Genomic DNA, 26362 nt, shown 5'->3' on the forward strand with positions numbered 1-26362 from the left:
GATCCACGAAAACTCATCGGTCGGAGTCGCCCGCACCCGAGCCCATCGGTCCGGCTGTCGCCCGGGGCCGCGTGGCGCGGCTATTCACCGCTCGGCACGAGTCGACTGTCTTTCCGTGAGAACGGCCCCGATGCGCAGGCACCAGTCCCGGTGCTCCTGCTCGAAGGCCAGGCCGCGCAGACAGGTCAGGTACGGCCCGATCCGCTCGCCCCGGCGCAGGAACTCCTCCTCGTCCCTGTCGCCGCGCAGCCGTATCAGAAGCTTGCCGAGAAGCTCGATCTTGGCTTCGGCCGCGGCCGCTCGCTCTTCGAGCTGTTCGATCACCGGTGCGGTGCCGATGCGGTCGGCGGCCTGGACTTTGACCAGCAGATCGTCGCGGATGAACGAGGGCTTCGATACGGCGGCGGCGAACTTCTCCAGCTCGGCGCGACCGGCGTCGGTGACCTGGAACAGACGTTTGTTGGGCCGGGTCTCCTGGACCACCTGCCGACCCGCGACCAGTCCTTCTTTCTCCAGCTTGGTCAGCTCGGCGTACAGCTGCTGGGGCAGGGCGTGCCAGAAGTTCGCGACGCCGACGTCGAACGCCTTCGCCAGCTGGTATCCGCTGTACTCGCCGTCCAGGAGCGCCGCCAGCACGGCATGTCGCAAGGCCATCGAAGCAACCCCTTCCCTTTCCTCGTCCGCCCCTGCATCATACTCAAGAAAATGATTAGTCACATTCTTGAGTATGAGGAGGGGTTATGGAGACCGCCGAGCGCTTCCGTGCCGCAGTGGAGAAGGGCGAACTCGCCGCACTGGAGGACCTGTTCACCGAGGACATCCGCCTCTACAGCCCGGTGAAGTTCACCCCCTTCGAGGGCAGGCCCATGGTGCTGGGACTCTTCGGTGTCCTGCTGCGCACCTTCGAGGACTTCCGCTACATCGGACACTTCGAGGGCACGGCCGAGACCAGTGCCGACGGCGAAGACGCTTCGTCGGCGATCCTGCTCTTCCGGGCCACCGTGCAGGGGAAGGAGATCCACGGCATGGACCTGCTCCAGTTCGACGAGACGGGCAGGGTCAAGGAGTTCACCGTGATGGTTCGCCCCCTGTCCGCCGTTCAGGCCCTGGGGCAAGCCGTACTCGCGGGACTGGTCGCCGACGGCCTCGCCCCCGAGCCCGCCGACCGGTAGAGGACCATGGGAAGGGATCGCTCGGAAGCGGGTCCGCCGCGATCTGTTCCCCCGGCGATGAGGAAGGAACGGGCCAATGCGGTACACGACAACGCCTGACGGGATCCGCATCGCCTACCAGGTCCAGGGCGAGGGGCCAACGCTCGTTCTGCTGGCGGGCCAGGCGAACAATCACCACTGGTGGGACGGCATCCGTGACGACTTCCACGTCGCCCACAGCACGGTCACGCTCGACTACCGCGGTACGGGAAAGAGCGACAAGCCCGACAGGCCCTACAGCACCGAAGCCTTCGCGCGAGACGTGATCGCGGTGCTGGACGAACTCGGCGTCGACCGGGCCGACGTGTACGGCACCTCCATGGGCGGACGCGTGGCCCAGCACCTCGCGGCCCGCCGGCCGCACCGGGTGCGCGCCCTGGTGCTCGGCTGCACGTCGCCCGGCGGCCCGCACGCCGTCGAACGCGACAACAACGTGCGCCGATCGCTGGCACAGCCTCAACCGGGTGCGGCACGACAGGCCCTGCTCGAACTGATGTACACGCCGGCCTGGCTGGCGACCCACCCGGGCCCGTACCAGACACTCGGTGACCCGGACATGCCCGCCCACGCCCGGCGCCGCCACCTGGCTGCCAGTAACCAGCACGACGCGTGGGACCTGCTGCCCGGCATCAGCGCGCCCACCCTGGTCGTGCACGGCGGCGACGACCTGCTCAACCCCGCCGCCAACGCTCCCTTGCTCGCGAACCGCATTCCCGGTGCCCGGCTTCACTCGATCCCCGGGGCGCGGCACGCCTATTTCGAGGAGTTCCGCGCCGTCGCGAGCCCGCTCGTCCTGGACTTCCTCACCACGGTGCCGCACGGGTCACCTGGCCCGTGAAGCCCGCAACCTTACCCGGGCGGAGGGCGCGGCCTTCGCCCTCTGCTCCGCGGCCGACGCCGGAGCGGCGGCCGTCGCCCCGTCCGCCCAGGTCTTCCGGGCTCAGAACGTCCCGCGGGGCCGGTCCGTCGCGCTCGAGGCGAGCGGCCCCGGCACGACGACGGTGATCGTCACCGAGTACTGGGCCGGCGGCGACCCGACGCGGGTCCGGTACTCCCTCCCCGCTCGCGGAGGCGAAATCACCGACAATTAGGAGACGGGCGCACTCCGAGGGAAAATCCCTCCGAGGTACCCGGATGAAGGGCACTTGACGTGCAAGGATTGAGTCACAGGTACCCCGGTATTAGCCTAAGTCCCATGCCAGCACTCAACGTAGATTTTTCCGACGCGGAACTCGAAGAGCTCAGGGCGATCGCCCAGGAGCGGGGCATGCCGATGAAGGCATTCGTGCGGGCCTCGACGGGAGACGCCATCGCCCATCACCGGGCCCTGCGGAGTGGCGCCGAGGTGTTCAGGAGCGTCTTCGCCGACCCTGCGCTGGCCGACGCCATCTCCGCGGCGGGCATCGAGGACGGTCCGGCCCCCAGCAAGGCGCGCAGGGCTGCCTGAGCCATGCCGCCTCAGATTCATGTCGATGTGCGCTGGCTGCTCCAGCAGCACGAGACAGCGCTACCCGAGCAGCCCCTCGTCACCGATTTCTCCGCGCTGGTGGCCGCAGTCGCCCGCCACCGCGTCGACCCGCCCCGGCTGGGCATCGACTCGGACGCTTCCTGGCGTGCCGCCGCCCTGCTGCACACCCTGCTGACGCTGCGGCCTCTGCCCGCCCTGAACGTCCGCTACGCGTGTGCGATCACTCTCGCGTACATGCACGCCAGCGGTGAGGGGATCGACGCCCCCTACGGCGAACTCGTTGAACTCTGCAAAGACCTGCTCGCCGTCGAAGAGGATGTTTTCGGCGCCGCCGACAAGATCCGCTCCTGGCGCGTCTGACCTCCGCACGACGCCGGTCCACAGTCTCGGGTGGTCGGTACCGGGCGCCGCACCAGCAGGGCCCGTCCGGGAGAGGTCCCGCCCCTCCCGGACGGAGCCCCGCTACGCGATCACGGCGGGAGCGGGCCGTGGAGGCCCGATGCGCTCCGGTGCGGGCCGCTCCCGTGCGGGCTCCGTCCACGGACCAGCGGCAGGAAGACCTCGTCGACGATCTCGGTGAGGACGGCTTCCGGCACAGCCGGGACGCCGAGCGTCACGTACTCGTTGCGCAGCAGCGCCATGGGCGCGTACGCGACTCGGGGGTGCAGCGCCTCGGGCGCCGCCTCGCCGCGGGCCACCGCCCGGCCGAGCAGGGTCAGCCATGCCGCCTCGTGCGTACCGTCCGCCGCCGGGTCGCGCAGCCTGGCCAGGAGCTCCGGAGTGCCGCTGGCCGCCGCGATCAGGCCGCGCAGGATCTCCCCGTACGGCGATGACCAGGTACTGTTCGCGCGCCGCAGCATCTCCAGGGTGTCGCCGCGCAGCGAGCCGGTGTCCGGCAGGACGGTCTCCGCCGCGGCAAGTCGACGGTACGCCGCTACGCCGAGGGCGACGCGATTCGGCCAGCGGCGGTAAAGCGCGTTCTTGTTCGTCCCGGCCCGCCGGGCCACCTCGTCCATCGTCAGGCCGGGGACACCGGACTCCTTCAGCACCTCGGCAGCCGCTCGCAGGATGGCCTCCTCCAGAGCGGCCCCGCGCCGCCGCGTCGCCGCGGCCTGTCGCGGTTCCTTCCCGGCTCCTGCCACCGGTTGTCCCCTCTCGCCCCGCACAGCTGGATCTACGGTACGCATCGTACTTTCCGGCATTCCGCGAGCTCTGCTCCAGGGCGTGCGCAAGGTACGGTGAGTACCTAATAAGGTACGTCCAGTACCGTAGAGCGTGAGGAGAGTATTCGCCGTGCGCACCTTCGGCATGACCTACGACACCGGCTTCACCACCGCGGGAACCACCACCCGTGAACCCTTCGACCCCGCCGTCGTCCGCCGCGAGATGCGGATCATCCGCGACGAGCTGCACTGCGACGCCGTTCGCGTCACCGGCGGCGACCGCGACTTCGACAAAGCGTCCTTCGGCGTTGTCAAGGTCCTCGACGGCGGCCGCACCGGTACCGCGTAACCGGACCTGCCGTGGGAGCCCAAGGCCGCCTTCCACGTGCTCGCTGAGTACGGCCGGAGCAGGTCCCGCGCGAACTCCGGCCCGGCATCCGCTTCCGCTCCCGCCTCCGGCTGACGCTCAGGCAGTGAATCCCGCGTGGACATGGTCGTGGTGGGTGGCGTCGGTGAAGAACTGGCCCCCAGTACCGCCGGAGATCCGGACCGGGCCGCCCACGTTGTACGAACCGGCCGCCGCCGCGTCGCGCATGAAGGTCTCCACGAGCCGGCGCGAGGTGGACGGGTCCACGACGGGATGGCCGTCGATCTGCCAGACGTCGAAGGCCCGGCCGCGCGGATGGTCGCTGGGCCGGTCGGTGCCGAAGACGTTCAGCGGGTGGCCGGAGCGGATCACGCTCACGTACATCCGGTACGTACCCGCCAGTTGGAGCAGCGCGCGCAGAACGCTCTCGTGGATGTGCCCGCTGCGGACATCGGCGGCCGCCGCGGGAGGCAGTGTGATCCGGGGCTCCGCCAACACCGAGCGAGCGGCGGCGGGCAGCGACGGTACGGCGCCGCCCGGCCTGGCCGGGTGAAGCGAGGTGACCTCCCAGCGGGGCCGCGCACGACGCAGCCGTACGTCGATCGTCGTGCCGCCCGCGTGCCCCGGAGTCCACTGCCGGCAGACCACCAGCACACTGGCCGAGTCCGCCAGGATCCCGCCGTACTGGGCGTCGACCACCTGGAGCGCGGCCTCGTCGGCGGTGGGCAGCAGTGCCCCCGCCGCGTCCACGAGGGACGGCGCCGCGCCCAGCGCGGCCACCCGCCGCTTCGCCGCCGCCACGCCGCCCTGCCCGGCCGACCAGGCCCCGATCGCCTCCACCACCTGCACGGCACGCAGCTTGACGGCGGGGTCCACATCGGCGCGGTCGGGCCGCCACGGGGTGGTCGTCGGCAGTGGTACGGGCGAGCGCGTCGCGGCGACGGCGCTGGCGGCCGGGCCGGCCCGCGAGGCCCCGGAGCACCCGGCGGCGGCCCCCGCCAACAACCCGCCGGTGCCGAGCAGCAGCGCCCGCCTGCCGAGTCCCATCGTCCGCACCTCGTTCCTGGCCCTGGCCCTCTGGCCCTGGCCCTCTGGCCCTGGCCTTGGTCCTGGTCTCCTGTGCTCCAGAGTGCGCGACATCGGTCCGGGCCGCATGCCGCCGACTGCGCGCGGATTACTTCCGTCGATGATCCGCTCACCGCCTCCCACAGCGCATATGTGGTGGGTGGACACTGGAAGGAGGAGGTGTGAGCGATGCGCAAAACAGTCGACTGCCGGGATTTCCCCAGTGAGACGCAGTGCTCCCTCGCCATCACCGGCGAGGAGGACGAGGTCGTCCGCGCCGCGGGTGAACACGCCGCTTCCGTGCACGGGCACGAGAACACTCCGGAGCTGCGGGAGCAGATCAGGACCATGCTCAAGGACGATGCTCCACAGCACGCCTGACCGGCCCCGCGGACGCGTTCCATGCGAAACCCGCGAACGCGCGAACCTGTGAATCCCACGAAACCGCGAAAGCTCCGGCCGCCCGGCGAGTCCCGTCGGGCGGCCGGAGCGTGCTCGGCTCGGCGCGGTGCGCGAGGTTCACCAGTGGCCCGGGCGAGGCTCGGCGGCAGTCCCCGCCGAGGCGAGAAACGGTTCGAGAAGGCCGAGCAGCTTCTCGGGGCGGTGCAGCGGGATGATGTGGCCGCAGTCCTCGATGATGTGGCCGACGAGATGATCGGCGACCGGCCGTAGTTGCCGTTCGAGGGCTCTGCCCACCGGGCGGGCCCCGATGGCCATGGTGGGCACGATCAGCCGGCCCGTAGCGACGGCTTCCTGGATCTGTTCGGCGCTCGTCGGCAGCGCACGGTAGTACGAGCAGGCGCAGCGCAGAGCCTCGGTCCCGGTGTACGCGTGGACGAAGGCGTCCCGGACGGCGGGATCGACGCCGTCCCCGAGAGAGCCCGTGCCGAGGAACCAGTCGATGTACGGGGCTTCGTGCCCGGTGAGTACGGTTTCCGCGAGGCCGGGAACGGCGTGGAAGCCGAACCACCACGGAGCCCCGTGGGCGAGGAATTCCTCGGCACCGGGCAGGCTGCCCAGAAGCGACTCCATGACCACGAGTTGCCGGACGAGGCCGGGGCGGCGCATGGCGAGAAGAAAGGCCGGTGGGGTGCCGGCGTCGATGCCGACCACGGCCGCCGAACTCTCCCCGAGTGCGTCGAGGAGGGCCTCGGCGTCGGTCGCGAGGTTGCCGGCGTCGTAGCCGTCCCTCGCGTGTGTGCTCGCGCCTGTTCCCCGCAGGTCCGGCGCGATCACTCGGTATTGCCCCGCAAGGCCGTCCAGGACATCGGTCCACAGTTGCCAGGTGTGCGGGAAGCCGTGCAGCAGCAGCACGGCCGGCCCCTCGCCGGCAAGAGCCACGTTGAGGTCGACGCCGTTCACCGTGACCCGCCGGAGTTCGACGCCTGACGGGCGAGGGACGGGTGTGCGGCGCGGTGCGTCAGACACGGGACCTCCATGGGTCACGAAGGTATGGGTTATGTGGAATAGGTGGTTACGAATAGTGACAACAAAACGATAGGTAACTAAGATGAGAGAGCCAAGACCGCACTTTTGCCACAGGTGGTGAGTTCCAGGTGACCTCCTCGACGCGACGCCCCTCTTCCGGGAATCGTGGAGATCTGTTCGATCCGCAGTGTCCGACCCGCCGTCTGCTCGACCGGATCGGCACGAAATGGACGTCCATGGCCATCAAGGTGCTGGCGGAGGCGTCCCCGGAGGAGGTGCGCTTCGCGGAACTGCGGCGCAGGATGACCGGCGTCTCGCAGAAGATGCTGTCGGTCACCCTTCAAGGGCTGACCCGTGATGGCCTGGTCAACCGCCGAGTGGAGGCGTCAGTGCCACCACGCGTGTACTACGGGCTCACCCCGCTCGGCCTGACACTGGAAGAACCGCTGGCGATGCTTCGTGAGTGGGCCGAGGAACACATGGCCGAGATCGACCACGCGAACCAGCGCGGCCAGGAACACCCGGTCGGCGCCTGATGATCCCGCAGCTGATCCGGCAGTTGATCTCGCAGCGCGACTCCGCCTGAATCGCCCGGCTCCGCTTGACCTTGACACGGTGACAAGGTCTTCACTACAGCCGAGGAGGTGGTCCCGATGACCATGGCGAAACAGGACGCGGATACGATTCGAGCTCTCCAGGGGCTGGAGGACAGCCGCTCGTCAGTGCGGCTGCGGGCAGCGCTGGCGGTCGGCACGACCCCTGATCCGCAGTTCATCGACAAGCTCATCGAACGATGCGCGATCGAACCCGAATTCTCCGTGCGCGAAATGCTGACGTGGGCACTCACCCGCCACTCAGCGTCGATGACGGTCCCGGAGCTTCTCGTCGAAGTCCGTTCGGAGCGTGCGCAGGCGCGGAGCCAGGCGCTGCACACGCTGTCCAAGATCGGGGATCGGCAGGCGTGGCCGGCGATCACACGGGCGCTGCTGTCCGACGGCGACGACGAGGTGGCGCGGAGCGCTTGGCGGGCAGCGATCGTGCTCGTACCGGAAGGCGCGGAGCCCGACTTGGCCGCGGCGCTGTCGACACAGCTCGGGCGCGGCGAACGTGAGACGCAGCTGAGCCTCAGCCGGGCGCTGATCGCGCTCGGTGAGGTGATTCTGCCGACTTTGCGCGCTGCGCTGACGGATCTCGACCCCCGCGTGAGCGCGCACGCGATGGCCACGGAACGGTTGTTGCGCGACCCGGACGCCGGATTCGAGTTCGCGAGCGAGGAGGCGAAGCGCGTCGTGGCCCTCGGCAGGACCGGCCAGGAGGAGTGATGGGCCGTGTTGATCGGTGATGTGGCACGACGGTCCGGTGTCAGTGCCCGCATGCTCAGGCATTACGACACCCTTGGCCTGGTGCGGCCAACGGGTCGTACCGGTGCCGGCTATCGAGAGTATTCCAGCGAGGACATCCGGCGGATCTTCCATATCGAGAGCCTGCGGTCATTGGGGCTGTCGCTGCGTGAAGTCGGGCGCGCGCTCGATGATCCCGGCTTCACGCCCGCAGAGCTTGTCGACGACCTCATCCGTCAGACGCGAGAACGCATCGCCGCTGAGACGGAGCTGCTCACTCGACTCCAGCGGATCGATGCCGCGGAACCCGCGGGCTGGGAGGACGTCCTCCGGACTGTTGCCCTCCTCCAGGCGCTGGGGTCCAAGAGTGCCGGGATGCGCCAGCGCGCGGCCCTGTCCTCCGTCGGACAGGTTCCGGTGCCAGTGGAAGCCCTGGTCGAGGCAGTGCTGAGCGAGCCGGACCCGAGCGTCGCCGGAGCCTTGCGCTGGGCCTTGGCGCAAACGGGCGATGGCGGACTGGCGCTCCTGGCGGAGGGCCTCGGCTCACCAGCAGCCGAGGTGCGGACACGTGCCGTCCGGTCCATCGCGGAGATTCCGAACGGTGAGGCGACCACACTGCTGCATGACGCCCTGGCGAACCCTGACACCGCGGTCCGCGGGTATGCGGCTCTGGCACTCGGGGCACGTGGAGTGGCCGACGCGGTCCCGACGCTCATCGACATGGTCGTCAAGGAGACGAACGACGTCGATGCGGCCGATGCGCTGAGCGTGCTGGCGCGTCGTCCCGCGTTGGCGGACCGGATCGCTACCGGGCTCGTCGACTGCCTCACCGACGGCACCGCCGAATCGTCCGTACGCCGACGGCTGACACAGGCGCTCGCGGATATTCCGGGAGCCGCGGCGTCGCGTGCTCTCGCGGACCTGTCACATGACGAAGACCGTGCCGTCGCGCTGACCGCGGCCTACATTCTCGGGATACGCGGCGCACGATAGCGGCGTTACTTGCCCAGTTTGCGGGCCAGGGCGGCACGCCGGGCGAACATCTCGTCCTTGGACGCGGCCATCTCGCGGAGGGCGGCCTTCCGTTCCCGCTGGGCAAGCCGGTCCAGGTACAGGTGACCGTGAAGGTGGTCCGTCTCGTGCTGCAAGCACCGGGCGAAGTACCCTCTGCCCTCGATCACGAGCGGCTTGCCGTTCTTGTCGCGGCCTCGTACGACGGCACGGTCGAGGCGGGGAACCACCCGGTAGGGGCCGGGAACGGACAGACACCCCTCGGGTTCTTCGACCAGCCTCCGCTGCTCGGCCGGCACCTCGTCCAGGACGGGGTTGGCGATGTGCCCGACGTGACGCACCCCCCACTCGTCCGTGATGTCCCACACGAACAACCGCAGATCCACGTCGACTTGGTTGGCGGCAAGCCCCGCGCCCTCCGCCACCTGATTCGTAGCGAACATGTCGTCGACCAGCCGCGACAGCTCCGGCGTGCCGAGCCGCGTGACCTCCCGGCACGGGCGCCGCAGAATCTCCTCCCCGACGACGGTGATGCGGCGCACCGAACCCCGTTCGACCTCCGGTGCGAGCCGCGGATAGGAATCGACGGGTTCTCCCAGCAAGCGCACCCGGCGGTCCCGCGAGGGGTTGTCGAACCGAACCGTCATGGAACATCAACGCCTTCCGCGCATGCCCCGGACAGCCAGGGCTGAGGCCCCGGCCGGCTCGCGGGCCAGCTTGACCGATCGCTTTGCAAAGTAGCACCCTTTGCAAAATGAGCGATGAAAACCGTCAACCCGCGTCCACGGACCCGCTACTGCCGCATCGCGCCCGGCAGCTTCTCCCGGACCATCCCGTGCGGGTCGCCTTGCTGGACCTGCTCGCCGAGGTCGGCACGGTCACGTCGACCCAGGCCGCCGCCCGGCTTGGCCACAGTTCCGGCCTCTGCTCGTTTCATCTGCGCCAACTCGCCCGGCACGGCCTCATTGAGGAGGCGCCGCACAACGGCGGCCGGGCACGGCCGTGGCAGCTGCGCTGGGCATCCTCCGACCAGTCCGACCAGTCCGACCAGTCCGACCAGTCCGAACGCGAAGTGCCGGAGGAGTTCGCCGCGCTCGCACGTGGACTGGAGGACGAGAGCTATCAACATTGGCTGGCTCACCGGGAGCAGGCGCCGGGCGAGTGGCGGCAAGACGAGTCCTTCAGCGCCGTGGTCCACCTCACTCCAGCGGAAATGGCCGAACTCGCCACGTCCATCCGCTGCCTACTGGCCGACTTCCGCGACCGGGACCAACACCCCGCCGCGCGCCCCGCAGGCACCGTGGCCGTAGCGGTGGCCACCCGGCTGTTCCCCCTCCTCGACCGGGGGTGAGCCTGTCGGCAGCGGTGCGGAGGCCGGGCAGGCCGAGCCGTCCGGGGACAGGTGACAATGCCGGACATGGATGACGCGTTCACACTCCTCCGGCAGGCGGCCGACCTACTGTCCGATGACGCCACGGCGAAGAGCGGCCGGACGGTCGGGGACGTCCGCGAGGACATCGAACGCCAGGAGTGGGAGATGGTGCTCGCCGCCCTCATCGAGATCGGGGATGTCCGCCCCGTGGCTCCGGATTTCTGGGAGCGTCTGGCTGAGGCCGCGCGGCAGATGACGCTCGACCGGAGCCGCCATTGGTGCGAGTGGCGGGGCTGGGAGGACCAGCACGGTACGGTCCGGGCGACTTTGAGCCTGGTGGGTACGGAGGAGGGCGGACGTCGGACCGCCTTTGCCGGGGACGGTCGGCTCAGGCCGATGTGGGACATCGGCAACCGGACCCCCGGCGGAGAGCGAGATCTGAACATCGCCAGGCTATGGGTGGAGTTCGCGGAGGCGCTCGGCCCCGGAGAGACCGCCGACGTCCGGCTGGCTCCCCTGCGGCCCGAGCAGTGGAGGCATCTGAGGTGCGGTGACGTGATCACCATGCACGAGGCCCGACCTGCGGCCGGCACGGCCACGGTCATCGAGGTCCTCCCGCCTCGCACCTGAGCCCGCTTCGTGGAGTCCAGGTGCTCGGTCCTGGACCCGCTCGCGAGGCTCAGTCGTCCGACAGTCTGGTGTCGGGTACCCGCCAGGCGGCGATCACGAAGGCGGTGAGGCTGACGGCTGCGCCGGTGAGGAAGACGACCTGCATGGCGCTGACGTAGCCCTCCAGGAAGGGCTGGGCGGCGCGCGGATCGAGGGCGTGGAGGAAGGCCGAGTCCTGGAGGTTCACGTTGCCGTCGGCTCGGAGTACGCCGTCCAGCGCGCGGGCGTTGTCCGGTTCTTCGGTGAGGCGGCGGAAGGCGGGCTCGGCGAGCGCCGTGGTGAGGCGTTCGGTGATGCGTGTGCCCGCGAGGGAGAAGAGGATGGAGAGGAACGCGGCGGCGCCCACCGTGCCGCCGTTGGAGCGGAAGAAGTTCACCGCCGCGGTCGCCGCTCCCATGTCGCCTCGGGGCACTTCCGACTGGGCGAGCGTGGTGATGGTCTGCATCGCGGCGCCGAGGCCCGCGCCCATGAACAGCATGCCGATGGAGACGTACCACATGGGGCTGTCCGCGCGCAGTGTCGCGAACACCACCAGGGAGAGCGTCAACGAGGCGATGCCCAGGACCAGATGGGTCTTGAACTTCCCTGTTCTGGCCATCAGCCGCCCGACCAGCAGGGTCACCGACACGTTCGCCACCACGGTGGGCAGTGTGGCCAGACCTGCCTCCACCGGGCTCATGCCCTTTGCCAGCTGGAGGTAGAGCGGAAGGGTCGTCATGGTGCCGAACATGGCGATGCCGACGACGAAGTGCAGGACGGCGCCGAGCCGGAACGCCCGGATCCGGAACAGCCGTGGCGGCAGCAGGGCGGCATCCCCCATCCGGCGTTCCAGCAGGACGAAGAGGGCCAGGCCGGAGAGTCCGAGACCGTACGCGCCCAGGGCCGGGGCGGAGAGCCAGCCCCAGGCCCGGCCCTGCTCGGCGACGATGAGCAGGGGGACGATGCCGATGGCCAGCGCCAGGGCTCCGCCGTAGTCCAGGCGGTGGCGTACGGGCTGGTGCGGGACGTGCAGCACCCGCAGGATCACCACGACGGCCAGCGCCGCCAGCGGCACGTTGAGCAGGAAGATCCAGCGCCAGCCGTCGAGCCCGAGCAGGGTGGCCTGTCCAGCGAACACGCCTCCGACGAGCGGCCCCGCGATGCTCGCACCGGCGAAGACGGCGGTGATGTAGCCCTGGTACCGGCCGCGTTCCCGGGGCGAGGTGAGGTCCGCGATGATCGTCATGGCGAGCGACATCAGCCCGCCGCCGCCGAGACCCTGCACCGCGCGGAACCCCGCCAGCTCGTAGATCGACGTGGCGAACCCGCACAGCAGCGAGCCCACGGCGAACAGCACGATCGCGCACAGGTACACCGGTCGGCGGCCGTAGATGTCGGAGAGCTTTCCGTACAGCGGGGTGGCGATGGTGCCGGTGACGAGGTAAGCGGTCGTCACCCACGCCTGCGCCGTCAGCCCGTGCAGGTCGTCGGCTATGGTGCGCAGCGCGGACGAGACCACGGTCTGGTCGAGCGCCGCGAGGAACATGCCGAGCATGAGCCCGGACAGCACGGTGACGATCTGCCGGTGTTCCAGCCGCGCTGGTCCGGCGGGCGGCCCTCCAGGGGCACTCGTGGTGCCGGACTTGGCCGTGTCGGAGGTGATGTCGTTCTCTCCGCTCATGCCGCGGCGCCCGGGCTGTCCGGGGATGTGCCGCCGCCGTGCGCCAGTTCGCCCGGACCGGCAGCCGGTATCACTGTTTTGGTGACGGTGGTGGTAGGGGGTGGGGAAGACGGCATGGGGACCCTTTTTCGCTGCGCGTTCGCGCTGTGGAATGGAGTGGGGAGGGAGCAGGGGCATGAGGAGGAAAGCCGAGCCCCCGGCCGGGGCCCAGCGGGCTCGGCCCGGGCCGGGGACAGGGGCAGGGCCGGATTGTCGGACGGCCCGGTGGGATGGCCGTCCGACGAGGTGCCGGTCCGACGAGGCGTCGGTCCGGCGGAAGGACGGTTGTGACGAGGTGGCGGTGTGACGAGGTGACGCTGCGCTGAGGTGTCAGACGATCTTCTGTAGATCGGCCACGGCGCTGTCGATCTCCGGCAGCGCCAGCATCGCCAGCCGGGCCCCGCGCGCCCTGGCCAGGACGCCGGGGTCGGCCAGCACCTCGCGTACGGCCGTGGTGATGCCGTCCGGGGTACCTTCGGTGATCTCCCGGCCGAGGCCCAGCCGTTCGACCCGGCGCGCGTTGGCGGGCTGGTCCCCGAACTGGGGCAGCACCGCCATGGGAGTGGCCGTACGCAGCGCCTCCCGGATGCTGTTGAAGCCGCCGTGGGTGAGGAACAGGTCGACGGACTCCAGCAGCAGGGGCTGCGGCAACCGGTCGGTGACGTGCACATGCGGCGGCAGGCCCTCGGTGTCCGCCGGGATGCCGGAGGTGGCGACGACGACGGTGCACTCGTCGAGCCGCGACACCGCCTCGATCATCGACCGCAGCGTCGCCACCGGGTCCGGCATCGGGAACAGCGCATGCGCGTCCTTGTCGTCGGCCGCCATCTCCCTGATCATCGGGAGCGCGGTGCCGAGGGCGGCGAACACCAGGGGGCGGTCGGTGGGAAGTTCTGCGACCCACTGCGGCAGGACCGAGCCGCGGTCCACGGTCACGGTCTGCCGGTAGGCCCACGACGGGGGCAGGTGCTCGGCGAACGAGAAGGCCGCCGGTACGTAGTCGATGCGCCCGTGGGGGACGAGCGACAGCGGGTCCTCCTGGGTGGGCAGCCCGAATTCCTTCCGCAGGCCGTTGAGTCCGGGCAGCACCTTGGCGGGGTCGACGAGGTTGTTGGTGCCCGACGGTGTGGGCAGTTGCGGGATGCCGAGATCTTCCGCGGTCAGGCAGGAGCTCAGGTCCATGCCGTCGCGCAGGATGAGGTCGGGGCGGAACTCCCGCGCCACCGGAAGGATCTCTTCCCTGAGCTTCCTGGCCATCGGGCCGGAGACGATGTGGAACATGAGCCGCGCCATGGCGTCCTGCTGCTCCCCGTCGCCCTCACCGTCCTGGCCCGGCCGCATCACCTGCTCGACCAGTTCGGGTGTGATGAAGGACTGTGGGGCGAACTCGCTCATGCAGGCGGTCACCCGGACGTCGTCCTTTTCGAAGACGGAGGCCAGGGTCGGATTGGTGGCCACGAGCACGTCGTGTCCGGCCGCCGCGAGCGCCCGCGCCAGCGGTAACTGTGCACGGCCGTGGGAGGGACTACCGAGCGTGGTGAACAGTACTCGCACGAAAAGCCTTTCTTCGGGCTCGGGAAAGAGGGAGAGCAGAGAGGGAGAGGAAGCGGGGGAGAGGGCGAGAGGGGAGGGGTGAGTGGGGTGCGGTCAGCGCGCCATCGCCAGCGACCGGCCGATGCCCTCCCAGTTCAGCCCGGCGCTGTCCAGCCGTGCGGGGTCGAGGACGTTGCGGAAGTCGTAGACGAGTGGCGCGCCGAGCCGCCCGGCGACGGCCTCCCAGTCCAGGTCGCGGAACTGGGGCCATTCGGTGAGTACGACGCAGGCGCGGGCCCCCTCGACCGCGTCGAGCGGGGTGGCGGTGATCGTGAGCAGATCACCGAGGTCGGGGCGGAGTTCGCTGAGGGCCGGGTCGTAGGCACACAGCTCCGCGCCCCGCTCCCGCAGCAGGCGGGCGATGGCCAGGGCGGGTGAGTCGCGCAGGTCCGAGGTGCCGGCCTTGAAGGTGAGACCGAGCAGCCCGATCCTGACGCCGCGCAGCGAGCCGTCCGGCCCCGCGCATCCGGCGGCCACCCGCTCGACGAGCCGGCGCTGGTGTTCCACGTTGGTCTCGATGGCGGCCCGCAGCAGCGGGAACTCGACGCCGGACTCCTCGCAGACGCGCAGCAGCGCGTGCGTGTCCTTGGGCAGGCACGAACCGCCCCACCCGGGCCCCGGCTTGAGGAAGGCGCCGCCGATGCGCGGGTCGTGGCCGATACCGGCGACCACGTCGTCGATGTTCGCGCCGAGCCGTTCGCAGAGCGTGGCCAGGTTGTTCGCGAACGACAGCTTCATCGCGAGGAAGAAGTTCGCCGCGTACTTGGCGAGTTCGGCACCGGCGGTGTCGGTGAGCACGCGCGGTGCGTCGATGCCCACGTACAGGTCGGCCACCAGCCGGGCCGCGTCCGCGTCGGCGGCGCCCACCACGATCCGGTCGGGGTGGAGGAAATCGTCCACGGCGTGCCCCTCGCGGAGGAACTCCGGGTTGCTCACCACGGTCACGTCGGGGCGGCCGAGCAGTGCCGCGACGCGCTCGGCGGTGCCGACCGGCACGGTGGACTTGTTGACCACAGTGCAGCCGCGCGGCAGACGGTCACGGACCTCGTCGGCGACTGCCTCGACGGCGGCCAGGTCGGCGGCGCCTCCGACACCCATCGGAGTGGGCAGGCAGAGGAAGACCACCTCGGCGTCCTCGACGGCCGTCCGGGTGTCCGTCACGAACTGGAGACGGCCGGAGTCCAGCCCCTCGCGGACGGTTTCCGTCAGGCCCGGTTCGAGGATGTCGACCTCCGCCCGCCGGAGCCGTTCGACCTTGCGCGCATCGGAGTCCGCGCACACCACCCGGTGCCCGAGGGAGGCCAGACAGGCGCCGGTGGTCAGCCCGACATAGCCGGTTCCGATGACGGTTATGTATCGAAGTTCCATAAGAACAACCGATTCTTCTCGTTCGGGTATCAGCCTCCGAGGGCCGGCGCCTCGGTCGTTGCACTGGTAGGGGAACAGGCCTGACGCCGTCGTCGGACCTGAGCGTGAAAGGCGGGTGTCGGAGATCAACAGCCCGAGCCGAGAAGCTAGTTCGGCCCCAAATTATTTGTCAACGATCGGTGACATTGATTTGGCGGCTTTTGGACAGCGTGGGCCGGTACCGGGAGCATGTACGGAACGGCCCGACGGAGGAGACGCAGATGGACAGACCCGAAGAGGCGAAACGGGGCGGCGCCGGCCGTACCCCGCCCCGCAAATACGACGCTGCGGGGACCCGGGCGGCTCTGGTGAGCGCCGCGGCCCGGTGCTTCGGGAGGTGCGGGTACGACGGCACCAGCATCCGCGACATCGCCAAGGTCGCCGACGTCGACGCCGCACTCGTCTACCGTTACTTCGGCTCAAAACAGGGGCTCTTCGCGGCGGTCGTCACCCATGGCACCGCCGTGTTCGAACCGCTGCGCCACCTGCCGCTGGAGGATGTGGCGGAGTGGATTCACCGGATGGCCTTCGAAGGTCCGGCAGATGCCGAAACACCGCATCCGGTGCTGACGATGCTCCGCTCACCCAGTCGGGAGGAGGGCGTCGGGCGCATGCGCGCCGACGTGACCGAGGTCTTCTCCGACAGTTTCGCCAAACGCCTGGACGGCCCCGACGCGGAGATCCGCGCCGAACTGCTGGCGGCGCTGGTGCTGGGCGTGACACTGATGCGGCTGGCCGTCCAGCCGCCCGCGCTCGGCTGCGCGCAGGGCGACGCCGTGCTGCCCTACCTCAAGGATGCTGTCGACTCGCTGCTGAACCCGTGCGGGGCGGGGCGGGGGAGGGAAACGGGTGGGGACTGCCGGTGCGGGGGGTCCAAGCCGTGACGGACCCCCTGGGACACCGCATCCCCATGCCCGCTGACACTGCCGACCAGTAAACAGCGGTGCGACAAAGGCCCCGACGGCCCCGTCCGATCCGCTTGAGGGGACAGAGCAGGCTGCCTCTCGCCACGCGGTGAACAGCGAGAGCCCGTCACGTGCCGTAGCCGACTGCCGCGTGGCCGGCGTCCTGCTCGTGCCGCACGAGAATATGGCGCAGCCGGGTGGAGTCCATCAGCGGGTCGTAGGCGGGCAGGATCGTTCCGCCCGGCAGCCCGAACAAGACCTCCACGCTGCCTTCTTCCAGGGCCCGGACCAAAGATCTGGGCACCGGTCATCGTCTCTGTCACAGCGTCTTCCCCAGGTGCGGTCGTCAGCGCGCGGCCACGCGGGCCCGCAATCGGGGCGCGTGGACGTCGCGTTGTCGGAGTGGACGGCTCTCACCACGCTGAGAGGAGCGGATCGCGTGCGGATCCGGCGACGCGACGGAGAGCCGGAGCGAAGAACCGCACGAGGATCAGCTCGAAGCAGTAACAGCAGTAAGCGGTAACAGCGGGCACCCCGCGATACAGGGGCTGCAAGCGTTCCGCGGATTCGTTCAGTGGCCTCAGTGTGGATGCCTGCGGCAGCGGATCGGGCGACGGGCCGCGGTGAGTCCCGTCGCTCCGGCCAACGGCGATGGTCTCGATGCGCTCGCGCGGCACCCGAAGGTGTCCCGCGCGAGCGCCCACTTCTCTGTCGCTCCGGCCGACGACTCCACCGGCAGCCCCTCGGCACGCCGTTGCTCGAACCTCACCGCCTCGGACGTGTCACGAGGTGCGCGGCAGTGTGAGCCAGTCCTGCCAGGTGATGTCGCGGCCCGGATAACGGGGCTGCTGGAAGGGCCAGTCGGCGGCGATCCACCGCGGCACCAGCGTGTCGAGCGCGCGCTCCACCTCGCCGCCGACGAGGTCGTCCACCACCCACCAGGAGACCTCGCCGTCGGAGCCGGTGCGCTCGGGCGGGTCGATGTAGACGCAGCCGAGGAGCACCGTCTCCTCCTCGTCCAGCAGCGCGTAGTTGAACGACTGGTGAGCGGCTATCTCCCGCTCGTGCCGCAGCAGGTCGATGCGGTCCTCTTCATAGGTCATCGTCTCCTTGGGCCAGGCCCAGGCCGGGCCGAAGATCTCCCACAGGCGCTCTCGGGAGCCCATCACGGCGGGGTAGTCGATGGCGGTGTCCGCCTCCCGGATCGGCCGCAGGTGAAGGGCGCCGCCGGGGGCGGGCACGGGTACGGGCACGGGTACGTGGACGGGGTGGACGAAGTCGTCGGGCAGCCAGCTCATAAGGGCCGAGACTACAACCGGTCATGGCGAGGCCCCATGGCGTACCGAAGAACAACCCACAGCCCTGACAGGTCCTAATCATCCCGCACCCACGGCCGCAGCTTCTCCGGATTGCGGACCACCCAGATCCGCGTGACGCGGCCGCCGGCGACATCGAACGAGGCCACGGTCATGACGACGCCGGCGCGCTGGGCCACCAGGCCCGGCACTCCGTTGACCGACCGCTCCAGAAGTTCGAGCCCCGGAGCCTTGTCGGCGATGGCGACCATGTACTGGGCGATGCGCGCACCGCCTTCGATCGGGCGCAGGGCGGTCGTCGGTGCTCTTCCCCGCCGTCCCCATGCTCCCGGCCCGTCCCCTCGCCTTACCTTTCGCAGCCCCGCGTCGTCGGGCTGGTGAGACCTTATCGATCTACTGCCCGCCGGGCGGAAAAGGGGACCGTGCCATGGCGACCCGGGCGACGGCGCAGCGCCACTTCTCGTTTCTGCAGATCGCGATCACCCTGCAGACCCTGACCATCTTCCTTCAAGTGGTCTCCGCCGGACTGCTGCTCACCTCGTCCTACGGAGAGACGCTGCACAGTGCCGGTGCCCGCGTGATGTACGGGGCGTCGATGCTGTATCTGCTCGCGGCGGTGCTGGCGTGGAAGCCGGGCGGCGGCTCGCCCCGGCCCGTCTGGCACGCGTCCGGCTTCCTCGTTCTCGCCTCGGTCCAGGTCGTGCTCGGCATCGCGCACGTACCGTCGGTCCATCTCCCCCTGGGCGTCCTGATGTTCGGACTGAGTGTGCTGGCGCTGGCGCGGCGCTGAAGTCGGCGGGACCGGCGGAAAGGTGAACATCAGAGCGACGGTTCCGGTGGAGGTGCTACGAGAAAGAGGGATCTGTCCGGCACCGCGTGTGGAGAAACGGAAACGGACTTCCTCTCTGTACAACCGTTCGGAAAACAGCGGTGTCTGACGTCAGGGGAGCGGACGTTCCCCACAGTTCACCATCCTGTTGTCGACGTTTCACCGAGGATGATCCCCACATGGTCCAGACACTCTCCGGCCGCCGTACGCTTCGACGGACCGCCGGTGCGGTCGGCGCCGTCGCGCTCCTCGCGCTGGGTGCCGCCCCTGCCACCGCCGCCGACCCCACCACGGGAGTCGCCCTCGGCAAGCTCGACCCGATCGACGGAGTCAAGCCCGGCAGCAGCCTCGAGGTGCCGGCCACCTTCACCAACACGGGCAGCGAGACGCTGGACAAGGTCTACCTGTCGTACAGCGTGACGCGCGGTCTGAGCCACACCGATCTTCCCTCCAACTGCCAGCGCTACGAGGTCCCTTCGTACGATGAGGCGCCGAGCAAGTCCGAGGCGGTCTGCGAGTTCGACCAGGTCGTCAAGCCCGGTGTCGTCTACGCGCCGGAGAAGGCTCTGACGCTGAAGGCCGCCGACCACGCCCTGTACGACCGGCTCCGGGTGGTCGTACAGCCGGTCTTCTGGGGGCCCGACGAAAACGCCTCGGACCCGGTGCGGGGGACCGCTCCCGCCGTCAGGCTCGTCGAGCGGCCCGACGACACCCCGGCGACCGGCGGGGGCGAGGACGGGGACGCCGCCGACGTCACGGTGACCGCGGACAACACCGCCGACTTCCAGGTCTCCGGCGCGGAGTTGAAGGGCGCGGTCGGGGACACGGTCGACCTGAAGGTCACGTTCACCAACGCCGGTCCTGGCTGGGTGCTGCGGGACCTCGGCGTGCCCGCCACCGAGGTGCTGATCGACCTGCCCGCGGGGACGACGGTCACCAAGGGCAGCGGGTACTGCGACAAGGAGGCGACGGGCAGTTACTCCTGCGGTACGAGCCAGTCGTGGGTCGAGGAGGGCGACGGCGAGACGTACACGTTCAAGGTGCGGATCGACAAGAAGGTGGACGGCGCCAAGGGATCGGTGGCGCTCGCTGGCTCCGACCGGCCGTTCGACAAGGTCCCGTCCAATGACAAGGCCGTCATCACGCTCGACGTCACCGGCGGCGGCTCGGCCTCCGGCGGCTCCTCGACGACGTCCGGCGGCTCCACGTCCACCACGGGCGGCTCCGGTTCCTCGACGACGGGCGGCTCGGACTCCACCGGCGGTTCGACGGGCGGCTCCACCGGCGGCTCGACCGGCGGCTCGACCGGCGGTTCGACGAGCGGTACGACCGGCGGCGACGCCACGACGACGGGCGGCGACTCGGGTTCGGCCACGAACATCAATGGGGGCCTGGCGAGCACCGGTTCCGGATCGGTCCTGCCCCTCACGGGCGCGGCGATCGCGGTGACCGGGCTCGGCGCCGGCGCGGTGCTGCTGGCCCGGCGTCGCGCGGCGCGCCAGTAACCCGGCGACCCTCCGCCGGCGCTACCTCTGCTGAGGCTCCTTCGCGCCCGTTCATCAGGCTCCTGATGCCGTTGGAGGGTTCAGCGCGGTTCCGAAGCCGGGCAGGTGGGGCGGCAGCAGGGCGATAGGTCTCGGCGCCCGGCGCAGCGGACCGCGAGCGCAGCCGGAAACGGCTCCGGCCGAGGTCTCTGGCCGGGGTCTCCTGCCGGGGTCTCCTGCCGGGGCCTCCGGTCGGGATCCCCGGTCGTTGTCGGTGCCCGCCGGTAGTCTCACCCGGGTGAGCGTGGGCACCGACAACACGAGACTGGTCGTCCTGCGCGGCAACAGCGCCTCGGGCAAGTCGTCCGTGGCGGCCGGCCTGCGTGAGCGCTTCGGGCGGGGCCTGGCCCTGGTCGGCCAGGACAACCTGCGCCGCGTCGTCCTGCGTGAACGCGACCGCCCCGGCGCGGCGAACATCGGCCTGGTCGACCTGACCGCCCGCTACGCCCTGGACGCCGGCTACCACGTCGTCGTCGAAGGCATCCTCTACGCCGACCACTACGGCGCCATGCTCACCCGGTTGCGCGCCGACCACCGCGGCCCGACCTACGCCTACTACCTGGATGTGCCGCTCGCCGAGACCCTCGTACGGCACACCACCAAGCCGATCGCGGACGAGGTCGGCGAGACGCGGTTGCGGGACTGGTACCGGCCGTCCGACCTCCTGCCCGGCGGCATCGAGACGGTCATCGGCGCCGACAGCTCTCTGGCCGTGACCATCGACCGCATCATGCGCGACACCGGCCTGGCCCGCCTTCCCCCGCTCGACCGCTGACCAGGCACGTCCCCTGGCCGTACGGACGGCGGGCGGATGCCCGCCGTCCGTACGGTGCGTTACCCACGAGCGGTGTCGAAGGCGGTCGTTGTCCGGGGCGGGCGCGCGGCGGGTGTCGCGAACGTCGCGGCCAGCACCAGGGCCAGGACGAGGACCAGGGCGTACCGCAGCCCGAAGTGCTCCCCGAGGTAGCCGAGGGAGGGCGGCCCTACGAGAAACGCGACGTAGCCGACAGTGGCGGCCAGGGAGACGCGGGCGGCGGAGTCGCTGCCGGAGTCGCTCGCCGCGGAGAGCGCGACGGGGAAACCGAGCGACGCCCCAAGTCCCCACAGGATCGCGGCGGATGCCGCGACGGCCTGGTTGTCGACGAAGATCACGAGGGCCAGTCCGAGCGCCCCGATGAGCGCGCTGGCGCAGAGCACGGCCGCTCGCCCGAAACGGTCGACGAAACGGCCGCCCACGAAACGCCCGAGGGTCATCGCCGCGGCGAACGCCGCGTACACGGCCGAACCGAGGGCGGGATCGAAGCCGTGGCCGTCGACCATGACCAGCGGGAGCCAGTCGTTCGCGGTCCCCTCGGCCATGGCGAGGGCGAGGATGACGCATCCGATGAGCAGCAGTTTCGGGTCCTTCCACACCGCGGGACGCTCCGCCCCCGGTTCCCGGTGCTCCGCGACGGCGCGTCGGCCTATGCCCGGTGGAACGTGTCGGATCACCAGAACGAGCGTGGCCAGCACGACGACGGCGACGACCGCGAGGTGTACGAGGACCGGGATCCCGGCCGCCGTCAGCACGATGCCGCCGAGCGCCCCGACGACCGTGCCGAGGCTGAAGAAGCCGTGCATGGCCGGCATCGTGGAGCGGCCGAGCAGCCGCTCCACCTCGGCGCCCTCGACGTTGAGGGCCACCTCGCCGCCGCCCATTCCGAAGCCGAAGAGGCACAGGCCCAGGGCCACGACGACACTTGAGCCCATGGCGGCCCCGACGCCCATGACCCCGGCGCCGGCGGCCACCCCGGCGGTGCCCACCACGATGACGGGCCGGGCACCCCAGCGGGCCACGAGCGCCCCTGAGCACAGGATGCCGATCATCGAGCCGACCGAGAGTCCGAACAGGATGAGGCCCATCTGCGCCGTGGAGGCACCGAGCAGGTCGCGTACGTCGGGGGTGCGTGTCACCCAGGACGAGATGGTCAGGCCGGGCGCGAAGAACAACGCGAAGACAGCGGTGCGGCGCAAGGCGAGTTCGGCGGTCACGGGTGGTGGCTCCAGGTGCGGTCGAGACGAGTCAGTACAACCGTACACACTAGAGTGTACTGACGTACACACTCTGGGGGCGTCGCCACGTGGCACATTGGGTCGCGTGAGTGGCACGCGGCGCGAGATTCCGAACGACCCAGGGCGCAAGGAACGCATCCTGGAGGCAGCCCTCGACGTGATCGCCGACAGCGGGGTGCACCGGACCACCCATCGCAAGATCGCGGCACGGGCCGAGGTACCGCTCGGCTCGTTGACGTACTACTTCGACGGCATGGATGACTTGCTCGCTCAGGCATTCGCGCGGCTCGCGGACACGATGTCTCTTCTGTACCGGCAGACCGTGCAGGCCGCCGGATCGCGGGCCGAGGCCGAGGAAGCGGTCGTCGAGCTGATCTGCGGGCCTGCCTACGCCACGACCCGCGACATGACGCTCATCTTCGAGATGTACGCCTATGCCAATCACAACGAGGCGGTGTCGGTCACCACCCGCACCTGGCTGGAGCGCAGCCGGGACAGCCTCGCCCTCCACTTCACCCCTGGAGTCTCCCGGGCTCTCGACGCACTGGTCGAGGGCTGGCCCATGCACAGAGCCTTCGACGAGGCCCCCCTGGACCGCCGGCTCGTCGCCGGGACGGTACACGCCATCGTCAACGCCGCACCGGACCTTCCGCACGGCTAGCCGGCACAGCGAAGGGGTACGGGACCAGCACCAGCACCAGCAGCCCCGGCTCGGACCGGCCCGACCATGGAGCCGGGCGTCTTCTCCGGGGATTGCCTCCCCGGAGAAGACGCCCGTCCGCCCCGTGGCCCGCGCGGGCGGCGTCACTCCCGGGGGTGGCTGCGGCGGTCCAACAGGTTCCACGTTCATGGTCAACGCACGGGACGTAGGGCCTACGGCATGATCACGGCGGGTTCGGGGTCACCAGGGGACGACGCCGTCGTCCTCGAAGAACGAGCCGGTCGGGCCGTCGTCGGGCAGTGTGGCGAGCCGGATCGCCGTGGCCGCGCCCTGCTCAGGAGTGCGGGGCCCTTGGAAGCCGGTGAAGTCGGTCGCGACCAGGCCCGGGCAGGCGGCGTTGATCAGGATGTTCGTACCGTGGAACTGGCGGGCGTAGTGCACGGTGATGGCGTTGAGGAACGACTTCGACGGCGAGTAGGCCGCCATGACGGGGCCGACGTCGATGCCCGGGTCCGCCTGCCGGGTCAGGGAGGCGACGGCGCTGGAGATGTTGACGATGCGTGGCGACGTCGAGCGCCGCAGCAGCGGAAGCAGCGCGTTGGTCACCCGGATGACCCCGATGACGTTGGTCTCCACGACCGTCCGGACCACGTCGAGGTCGAGCGTGGTCGGGTCCTGTCCCCAGCCCGGTCCCGTCTCTCCGGAGATGCCCGCGTTGTTGACCAGGACGTCCAGGCGCCCGGCCTGCCGTTCGATCAGTTCCGCGGCCCCGGTGACGCTCTGGCCGCCGGTCACGTCCAGCGGCACACCGAACGCGTCCACCCCGGCGGCGCGCAGCTTTTCGACGGCGGACTCACGCCGGGCCTCGTCGCGGGCTCCGAGGCCCACGCGGTAGCCGAGGGCGCCCAGCCCGGCCGCGATTTCGTACCCGATTCCCTTGTTCGCGCCGGTCACCAGCGCGATCTTCGTTTCGCTCATACCGTTGATGTTCGCTCGCGGGGGAGCGGTGCATCCAACACCGGTACGGTGTCCTGTCATACCCGTTAGGTATCACTGAAGGTAGGCTGTGGCCATGGATACCTTGGAGACCCGCGAGTTGAGGTACTTCACGGCCGTCGCCGAGGAACTGCACTTCGGCCGCGCCGCCGAGCGCCTCGGCATGGCCCAACCACCGCTGTCCCGGGCGATCCAGCAGCTCGAGCGGCGCCTCGGCGTCTCACTCCTGGAACGCAACCGCCGCGGCGTCTCCCTGACCGGCGCCGGAGAGGTGCTGCTGCACGAGGGCCGCGCAGCTCTCGACGCGACCGCCGCCGCAGCTCGCCGTACCCGTCGCGCCGGTGGCGCCGACCATCCCGGTGGCCCCCGCAACCGCCTGGTGCTGGCGGTGAAGGCCGGCGCGTCCCACGAGCTGCTGCACAAGCTCATCGATGCCTACGCGGCCGAGCCGGACTCCGCCGAGATCGAAGTGCTGCCGAGCGGCACGTGCGAGCAGGGAGAGATGCTGCGCGACGGCCGCGCGGACGTCGCGCTCATGCACGCGCCGTTCAACTCCCTCGTCGGATTCGACAGCGAGGAACTGATGACCGAGGGGCAGATCGCCATCCTGCCCACCGCGCACCCTCTCGCCGCGCGCGGGACTCTGTCCCTGGCCGACGTCAGCGACATCCCCGATCTCCCGCTCGCGCGCTGGTCCAGCCACGGCACGTATCCGCCCGGCCGGGGCCCCGAGATCCACGACCAGACGCAGCTGGCCCAGCTGATCGCCCTGGGACGTACCCTGGCGGTCTTCCCCGACTCCGCCCGCGCCTGGCTGTGGGCCGAACACACCGCCGTCCCCTTGACCGACGCACCCCCCGTCGTGACGCACATCGCCTGGCCCGCGCACAGCCGCTCCCTCGCCCTCGCCGGGCTGATCCGCACGGCCGCACGGCTATGACCCTCTCTGGCCTTTCACGCTGGAACGCACCTCTGGTCCTGGGGCCCTCGCGGAGACCCCCAACTGATCGTTTCAGAATCAGACTCTCGTGACCGCCGGACCCTGTCAGTCGTCGAGCCGCTGAAGGACCTGCGCGAACTCGTTGTTCTCCACCAGGCCGACGAGTACGTGGGTCATGTTGCTGATAACCGGCATCGCGGACGATGAGACCGTCCGAGACCCAGAAGTAGCGACCTTCCAGGGCTTCCCCGCTTGTCGCCCACCTCTTCATCACAAGCTCGACCTGGGCGAGAGTGATGATGGTCGCGCTCCAACGAGAGCCGTCGGGGAGATCGGCGAAGACGTCGGGAGTCCCCCTACCCGCTCGAATTGCGCTCCCTGGGCTCGATCACATGCCGTCTGAGGCGCCCCACCACTCACGCGGATCCACGAGCAGGGCCACGCCGGCAAAGATCATGAGACGCGCCGCCATTACCACTCCGGGAGCGCGGCCGTTGGGTATGCGTGTCAGCCACCGTGTGCCGAGCACCGCCACACCACAGGACCAGCTCCGCCTCCGCCAGCCGCCGGCCGCATTCGCCGGCCGCCTGGCGACACCCGCCCCGCACCCGCACCCCTCCCGTACGCACGTCCCCCGAGGAGTTCCCTGCCGTGTGGCACGACATGCTGGCCCTTCAGATTCCGATCGTGGAGAAGATCATTCGCACGGTCGCGGTCTACGCCATGATCGTGATTCTGTTCCGACTGTCAGGCAAACGCGGTCTCGCGGGCGTGAACACCTTCGACGTTGTGGTGATCTTCCTGCTGTCGAACGTGGTGCAGAACGCGGTCATCGGTCCGGACAACAGCGTGCTCGGCGGAGCGATCGGAGCCGTCACGCTGGTGGCCGTCAACGCCGCGGTGACCCGGTGGCTGGCTCGCGATCCACGGGCCGCGAGGCTGCTGGAAGGAACAGCCACCGTCGTCGTGGCGAAGGGCAAACTGAAACACCGGGCTCTGCGGCGCCTGGCCCTGCGGCCCTCCGAGATCGAGCACGCGGTCCGTCTCCAGAACGGCGAAGGCGTCAGCGACATCGCCGAGGGCCGTCTCGAACCGGACGGGCAACTGGTCCTCGTCCTCAAGACCGCACAGCAGGGTGCCACCCGCGGTGAGATCGAGGCGTTGCAGGCCCGGCTCGCCTCGATCGAGGATCTGCTCACGGTTCTCGCCGGCCGCCGCCGTGACGGCACAGGGTTGTGACCGCGCCCCGCCGCTGCCCTCACCAAGGCCAATCCGGCCAGGATTCTGGTACAGGTCCCGGCCGAGAGGCTCGTCATCGCCTGTGAC

The 26362-nt window shown here is 70.0% G+C and carries 29 protein-coding genes and 3 pseudogenes; 18 read left to right on the plus strand and 14 right to left on the minus strand.

Annotated features, from left to right (window positions below; translation table 11 throughout):
* Positions 1–84 precede the first annotated feature (84 nt).
* Positions 85–654 (minus strand): PadR family transcriptional regulator, encoded by a 570-nt coding sequence (locus OG627_RS34940; RefSeq protein WP_329072094.1) that lies wholly within the window; start codon positions 652–654, stop codon positions 85–87.
* Positions 655–740: 86 nt separating this feature from the next.
* Between OG627_RS34940 and OG627_RS34945 the strand changes: the two genes are divergently transcribed.
* The 4 genes from OG627_RS34945 (at position 741) to OG627_RS34960 (ending at position 3039) form a co-directional block, all read left to right on the plus strand.
* A complete protein-coding gene (locus OG627_RS34945) occupies positions 741–1172 on the plus strand; it encodes a nuclear transport factor 2 family protein (protein ID WP_329072096.1) in 432 nt (143 codons plus the stop codon).
* Between the two features lie 76 nt (positions 1173–1248).
* Positions 1249–2049 carry an alpha/beta fold hydrolase gene (locus tag OG627_RS34950; protein WP_329072098.1) on the plus strand — a complete coding sequence of 267 codons (801 nt, stop codon included), beginning with the start codon at positions 1249–1251 and terminating at the stop codon, positions 2047–2049.
* 357 nt (positions 2050–2406) lie between these two features.
* Complete coding sequence (locus tag OG627_RS34955) at positions 2407–2658, plus strand: hypothetical protein (RefSeq protein WP_329072100.1); 252 nt, start codon at positions 2407–2409, stop codon at positions 2656–2658.
* 3 nt (positions 2659–2661) lie between these two features.
* Complete coding sequence (locus OG627_RS34960) at positions 2662–3039, plus strand: toxin Doc (RefSeq protein ID WP_329072102.1); 378 nt, start codon at positions 2662–2664, stop codon at positions 3037–3039.
* Between the two features lie 110 nt (positions 3040–3149).
* Here the strand turns inward: OG627_RS34960 and OG627_RS34965 are convergent, their stop codons facing one another.
* Positions 3150–3821: a TetR/AcrR family transcriptional regulator gene (locus OG627_RS34965; RefSeq protein ID WP_329072104.1), complete on the minus strand. Its 672-nt coding sequence runs from the start codon at positions 3819–3821 to the stop codon at positions 3150–3152.
* A gap of 151 nt (positions 3822–3972) precedes the next feature.
* Here OG627_RS34965 and OG627_RS34970 point away from each other — a divergent pair, with 151 nt between their 5' ends.
* Positions 3973–4191, plus strand: coding sequence for a hypothetical protein (locus tag OG627_RS34970; protein WP_329073231.1), 219 nt, complete (start codon positions 3973–3975; stop codon positions 4189–4191).
* Positions 4192–4308: 117 nt separating this feature from the next.
* Here the strand turns inward: OG627_RS34970 and OG627_RS34975 are convergent, their stop codons facing one another.
* Positions 4309–5256 (minus strand): hypothetical protein, encoded by a 948-nt coding sequence (locus OG627_RS34975; RefSeq protein WP_329072106.1) that lies wholly within the window; start codon positions 5254–5256, stop codon positions 4309–4311.
* 207 nt (positions 5257–5463) lie between these two features.
* On the opposite strand from OG627_RS34975, the gene OG627_RS34980 reads away from it, so the two are divergent.
* Entirely contained in the window at positions 5464–5655 is a 192-nt protein-coding gene (locus OG627_RS34980) for a DUF1059 domain-containing protein (protein ID WP_329072108.1), read from the plus strand.
* Positions 5656–5793: 138 nt separating this feature from the next.
* On the opposite strand, the gene OG627_RS34985 is transcribed toward OG627_RS34980, so the two are convergent.
* Positions 5794–6702 (minus strand): alpha/beta fold hydrolase, encoded by a 909-nt coding sequence (locus OG627_RS34985; RefSeq protein WP_329072109.1) that lies wholly within the window; start codon positions 6700–6702, stop codon positions 5794–5796.
* A gap of 128 nt (positions 6703–6830) precedes the next feature.
* Between OG627_RS34985 and OG627_RS34990 the strand changes: the two genes are divergently transcribed.
* The 3 genes from OG627_RS34990 (at position 6831) to OG627_RS35000 (ending at position 9035) form a co-directional block, all read left to right on the plus strand.
* Complete coding sequence (locus OG627_RS34990) at positions 6831–7238, plus strand: winged helix-turn-helix transcriptional regulator (protein WP_329072111.1); 408 nt, start codon at positions 6831–6833, stop codon at positions 7236–7238.
* Positions 7239–7355: 117 nt separating this feature from the next.
* Positions 7356–8024, plus strand: a complete 669-nt coding sequence (locus OG627_RS34995) for a HEAT repeat domain-containing protein (protein ID WP_329072114.1) — start codon at positions 7356–7358, stop codon at positions 8022–8024.
* Positions 8025–8030: 6 nt separating this feature from the next.
* Positions 8031–9035, plus strand: a complete 1005-nt coding sequence (locus OG627_RS35000) for a HEAT repeat domain-containing protein (RefSeq protein ID WP_329072116.1) — start codon at positions 8031–8033, stop codon at positions 9033–9035.
* A gap of 5 nt (positions 9036–9040) precedes the next feature.
* Here OG627_RS35000 and def read toward each other — a convergent pair whose 3' ends face one another.
* Positions 9041–9700, minus strand: a complete 660-nt coding sequence (gene def / locus OG627_RS35005; protein WP_329072117.1) for a peptide deformylase — start codon at positions 9698–9700, stop codon at positions 9041–9043.
* A 107-nt stretch (positions 9701–9807) separates the two neighbouring features.
* Between def and OG627_RS35010 the strand changes: the two genes are divergently transcribed.
* Together OG627_RS35010 and OG627_RS35015 are read left to right on the plus strand one after the other, a co-directional pair.
* Positions 9808–10404, plus strand: a complete 597-nt coding sequence (locus OG627_RS35010; RefSeq protein ID WP_329072119.1) for a helix-turn-helix domain-containing protein — start codon at positions 9808–9810, stop codon at positions 10402–10404.
* A 66-nt stretch (positions 10405–10470) separates the two neighbouring features.
* Entirely contained in the window at positions 10471–11055 is a 585-nt protein-coding gene (locus tag OG627_RS35015) for a hypothetical protein (protein ID WP_329072121.1), read from the plus strand.
* Between the two features lie 49 nt (positions 11056–11104).
* Here the strand turns inward: OG627_RS35015 and OG627_RS35020 are convergent, their stop codons facing one another.
* The 3 genes from OG627_RS35020 to OG627_RS35030 form a co-directional block, all read right to left on the minus strand.
* A complete protein-coding gene (locus tag OG627_RS35020; protein ID WP_329072123.1) occupies positions 11105–12754 on the minus strand; it encodes an MDR family MFS transporter in 1650 nt (549 codons plus the stop codon).
* 369 nt (positions 12755–13123) lie between these two features.
* The gene (locus tag OG627_RS35025) at positions 13124–14347 is read right to left on the minus strand and encodes a glycosyltransferase (RefSeq protein ID WP_329072125.1); all 1224 of its coding nucleotides are present in this window, start codon (positions 14345–14347) and stop codon (positions 13124–13126) included.
* 93 nt (positions 14348–14440) lie between these two features.
* On the minus strand, positions 14441–15754 hold the full coding sequence (locus tag OG627_RS35030; RefSeq protein WP_329072127.1) for a UDP-glucose dehydrogenase family protein: 1314 nt from the start codon (positions 15752–15754) through the stop codon (positions 14441–14443).
* A gap of 260 nt (positions 15755–16014) precedes the next feature.
* On the opposite strand from OG627_RS35030, the gene OG627_RS35035 reads away from it, so the two are divergent.
* Positions 16015–16677, plus strand: a complete 663-nt coding sequence (locus OG627_RS35035; RefSeq protein WP_329072131.1) for a TetR/AcrR family transcriptional regulator — start codon at positions 16015–16017, stop codon at positions 16675–16677.
* Between the two features lie 157 nt (positions 16678–16834).
* On the opposite strand, the pseudogene OG627_RS35040 reads toward OG627_RS35035, so the two are convergent.
* From OG627_RS35040 to OG627_RS35050, 3 genes and pseudogenes are all read right to left on the minus strand, one after another.
* A pseudogene (locus tag OG627_RS35040) lies at positions 16835–17072 on the minus strand (thiamine pyrophosphate-binding protein); the annotation flags it as partial.
* A gap of 408 nt (positions 17073–17480) precedes the next feature.
* Positions 17481–17996, minus strand: coding sequence for an N-acetyltransferase (locus tag OG627_RS35045; protein WP_329072133.1), 516 nt, complete (start codon positions 17994–17996; stop codon positions 17481–17483).
* 74 nt (positions 17997–18070) lie between these two features.
* A pseudogene (locus OG627_RS35050) lies at positions 18071–18364 on the minus strand (RNA polymerase subunit sigma-24); the annotation flags it as partial.
* Positions 18365–18441: 77 nt separating this feature from the next.
* On the opposite strand from OG627_RS35050, the gene OG627_RS35055 reads away from it, so the two are divergent.
* The 3 genes from OG627_RS35055 to OG627_RS35065 all read left to right on the plus strand — a co-directional run bounded on the left by OG627_RS35055 (position 18442) and on the right by OG627_RS35065 (position 21162).
* Positions 18442–18804 carry a hypothetical protein gene (locus OG627_RS35055; RefSeq protein ID WP_329072135.1) on the plus strand — a complete coding sequence of 121 codons (363 nt, stop codon included), beginning with the start codon at positions 18442–18444 and terminating at the stop codon, positions 18802–18804.
* 218 nt (positions 18805–19022) lie between these two features.
* Positions 19023–20348 carry a hypothetical protein gene (locus OG627_RS35060; RefSeq protein ID WP_329072137.1) on the plus strand — a complete coding sequence of 442 codons (1326 nt, stop codon included), beginning with the start codon at positions 19023–19025 and terminating at the stop codon, positions 20346–20348.
* A 277-nt stretch (positions 20349–20625) separates the two neighbouring features.
* Positions 20626–21162: an AAA family ATPase gene (locus tag OG627_RS35065; protein ID WP_329072138.1), complete on the plus strand. Its 537-nt coding sequence runs from the start codon at positions 20626–20628 to the stop codon at positions 21160–21162.
* A gap of 59 nt (positions 21163–21221) precedes the next feature.
* On the opposite strand, the gene OG627_RS35070 is transcribed toward OG627_RS35065, so the two are convergent.
* Positions 21222–22418: an MFS transporter gene (locus OG627_RS35070; protein ID WP_329072141.1), complete on the minus strand. Its 1197-nt coding sequence runs from the start codon at positions 22416–22418 to the stop codon at positions 21222–21224.
* A 106-nt stretch (positions 22419–22524) separates the two neighbouring features.
* Here OG627_RS35070 and OG627_RS35075 point away from each other — a divergent pair, with 106 nt between their 5' ends.
* On the plus strand, positions 22525–23100 hold the full coding sequence (locus tag OG627_RS35075) for a TetR/AcrR family transcriptional regulator (RefSeq protein WP_329072143.1): 576 nt from the start codon (positions 22525–22527) through the stop codon (positions 23098–23100).
* 240 nt (positions 23101–23340) lie between these two features.
* Here the strand turns inward: OG627_RS35075 and OG627_RS35080 are convergent, their stop codons facing one another.
* Positions 23341–24078 carry an SDR family oxidoreductase gene (locus tag OG627_RS35080; protein ID WP_329072145.1) on the minus strand — a complete coding sequence of 246 codons (738 nt, stop codon included), beginning with the start codon at positions 24076–24078 and terminating at the stop codon, positions 23341–23343.
* A gap of 94 nt (positions 24079–24172) precedes the next feature.
* Here OG627_RS35080 and OG627_RS35085 point away from each other — a divergent pair, with 94 nt between their 5' ends.
* Positions 24173–25036 (plus strand): LysR family transcriptional regulator, encoded by an 864-nt coding sequence (locus tag OG627_RS35085; RefSeq protein ID WP_329072148.1) that lies wholly within the window; start codon positions 24173–24175, stop codon positions 25034–25036.
* 105 nt (positions 25037–25141) lie between these two features.
* Here the strand turns inward: OG627_RS35085 and OG627_RS35090 are convergent.
* Positions 25142–25382, minus strand: a pseudogene (locus OG627_RS35090) (hypothetical protein); the annotation flags it as partial.
* 305 nt (positions 25383–25687) lie between these two features.
* Here OG627_RS35090 and OG627_RS35095 point away from each other — a divergent pair.
* A complete protein-coding gene (locus tag OG627_RS35095; RefSeq protein ID WP_329072150.1) occupies positions 25688–26275 on the plus strand; it encodes a DUF421 domain-containing protein in 588 nt (195 codons plus the stop codon).
* The last annotated feature ends 87 nt before the right edge of the window (positions 26276–26362 follow it).

Origin of the sequence: Streptomyces sp. NBC_01429 (genome assembly GCF_036231945.1) — a bacterium.
Lineage (GTDB): Bacteria > Actinomycetota > Actinomycetes > Streptomycetales > Streptomycetaceae > Streptomyces.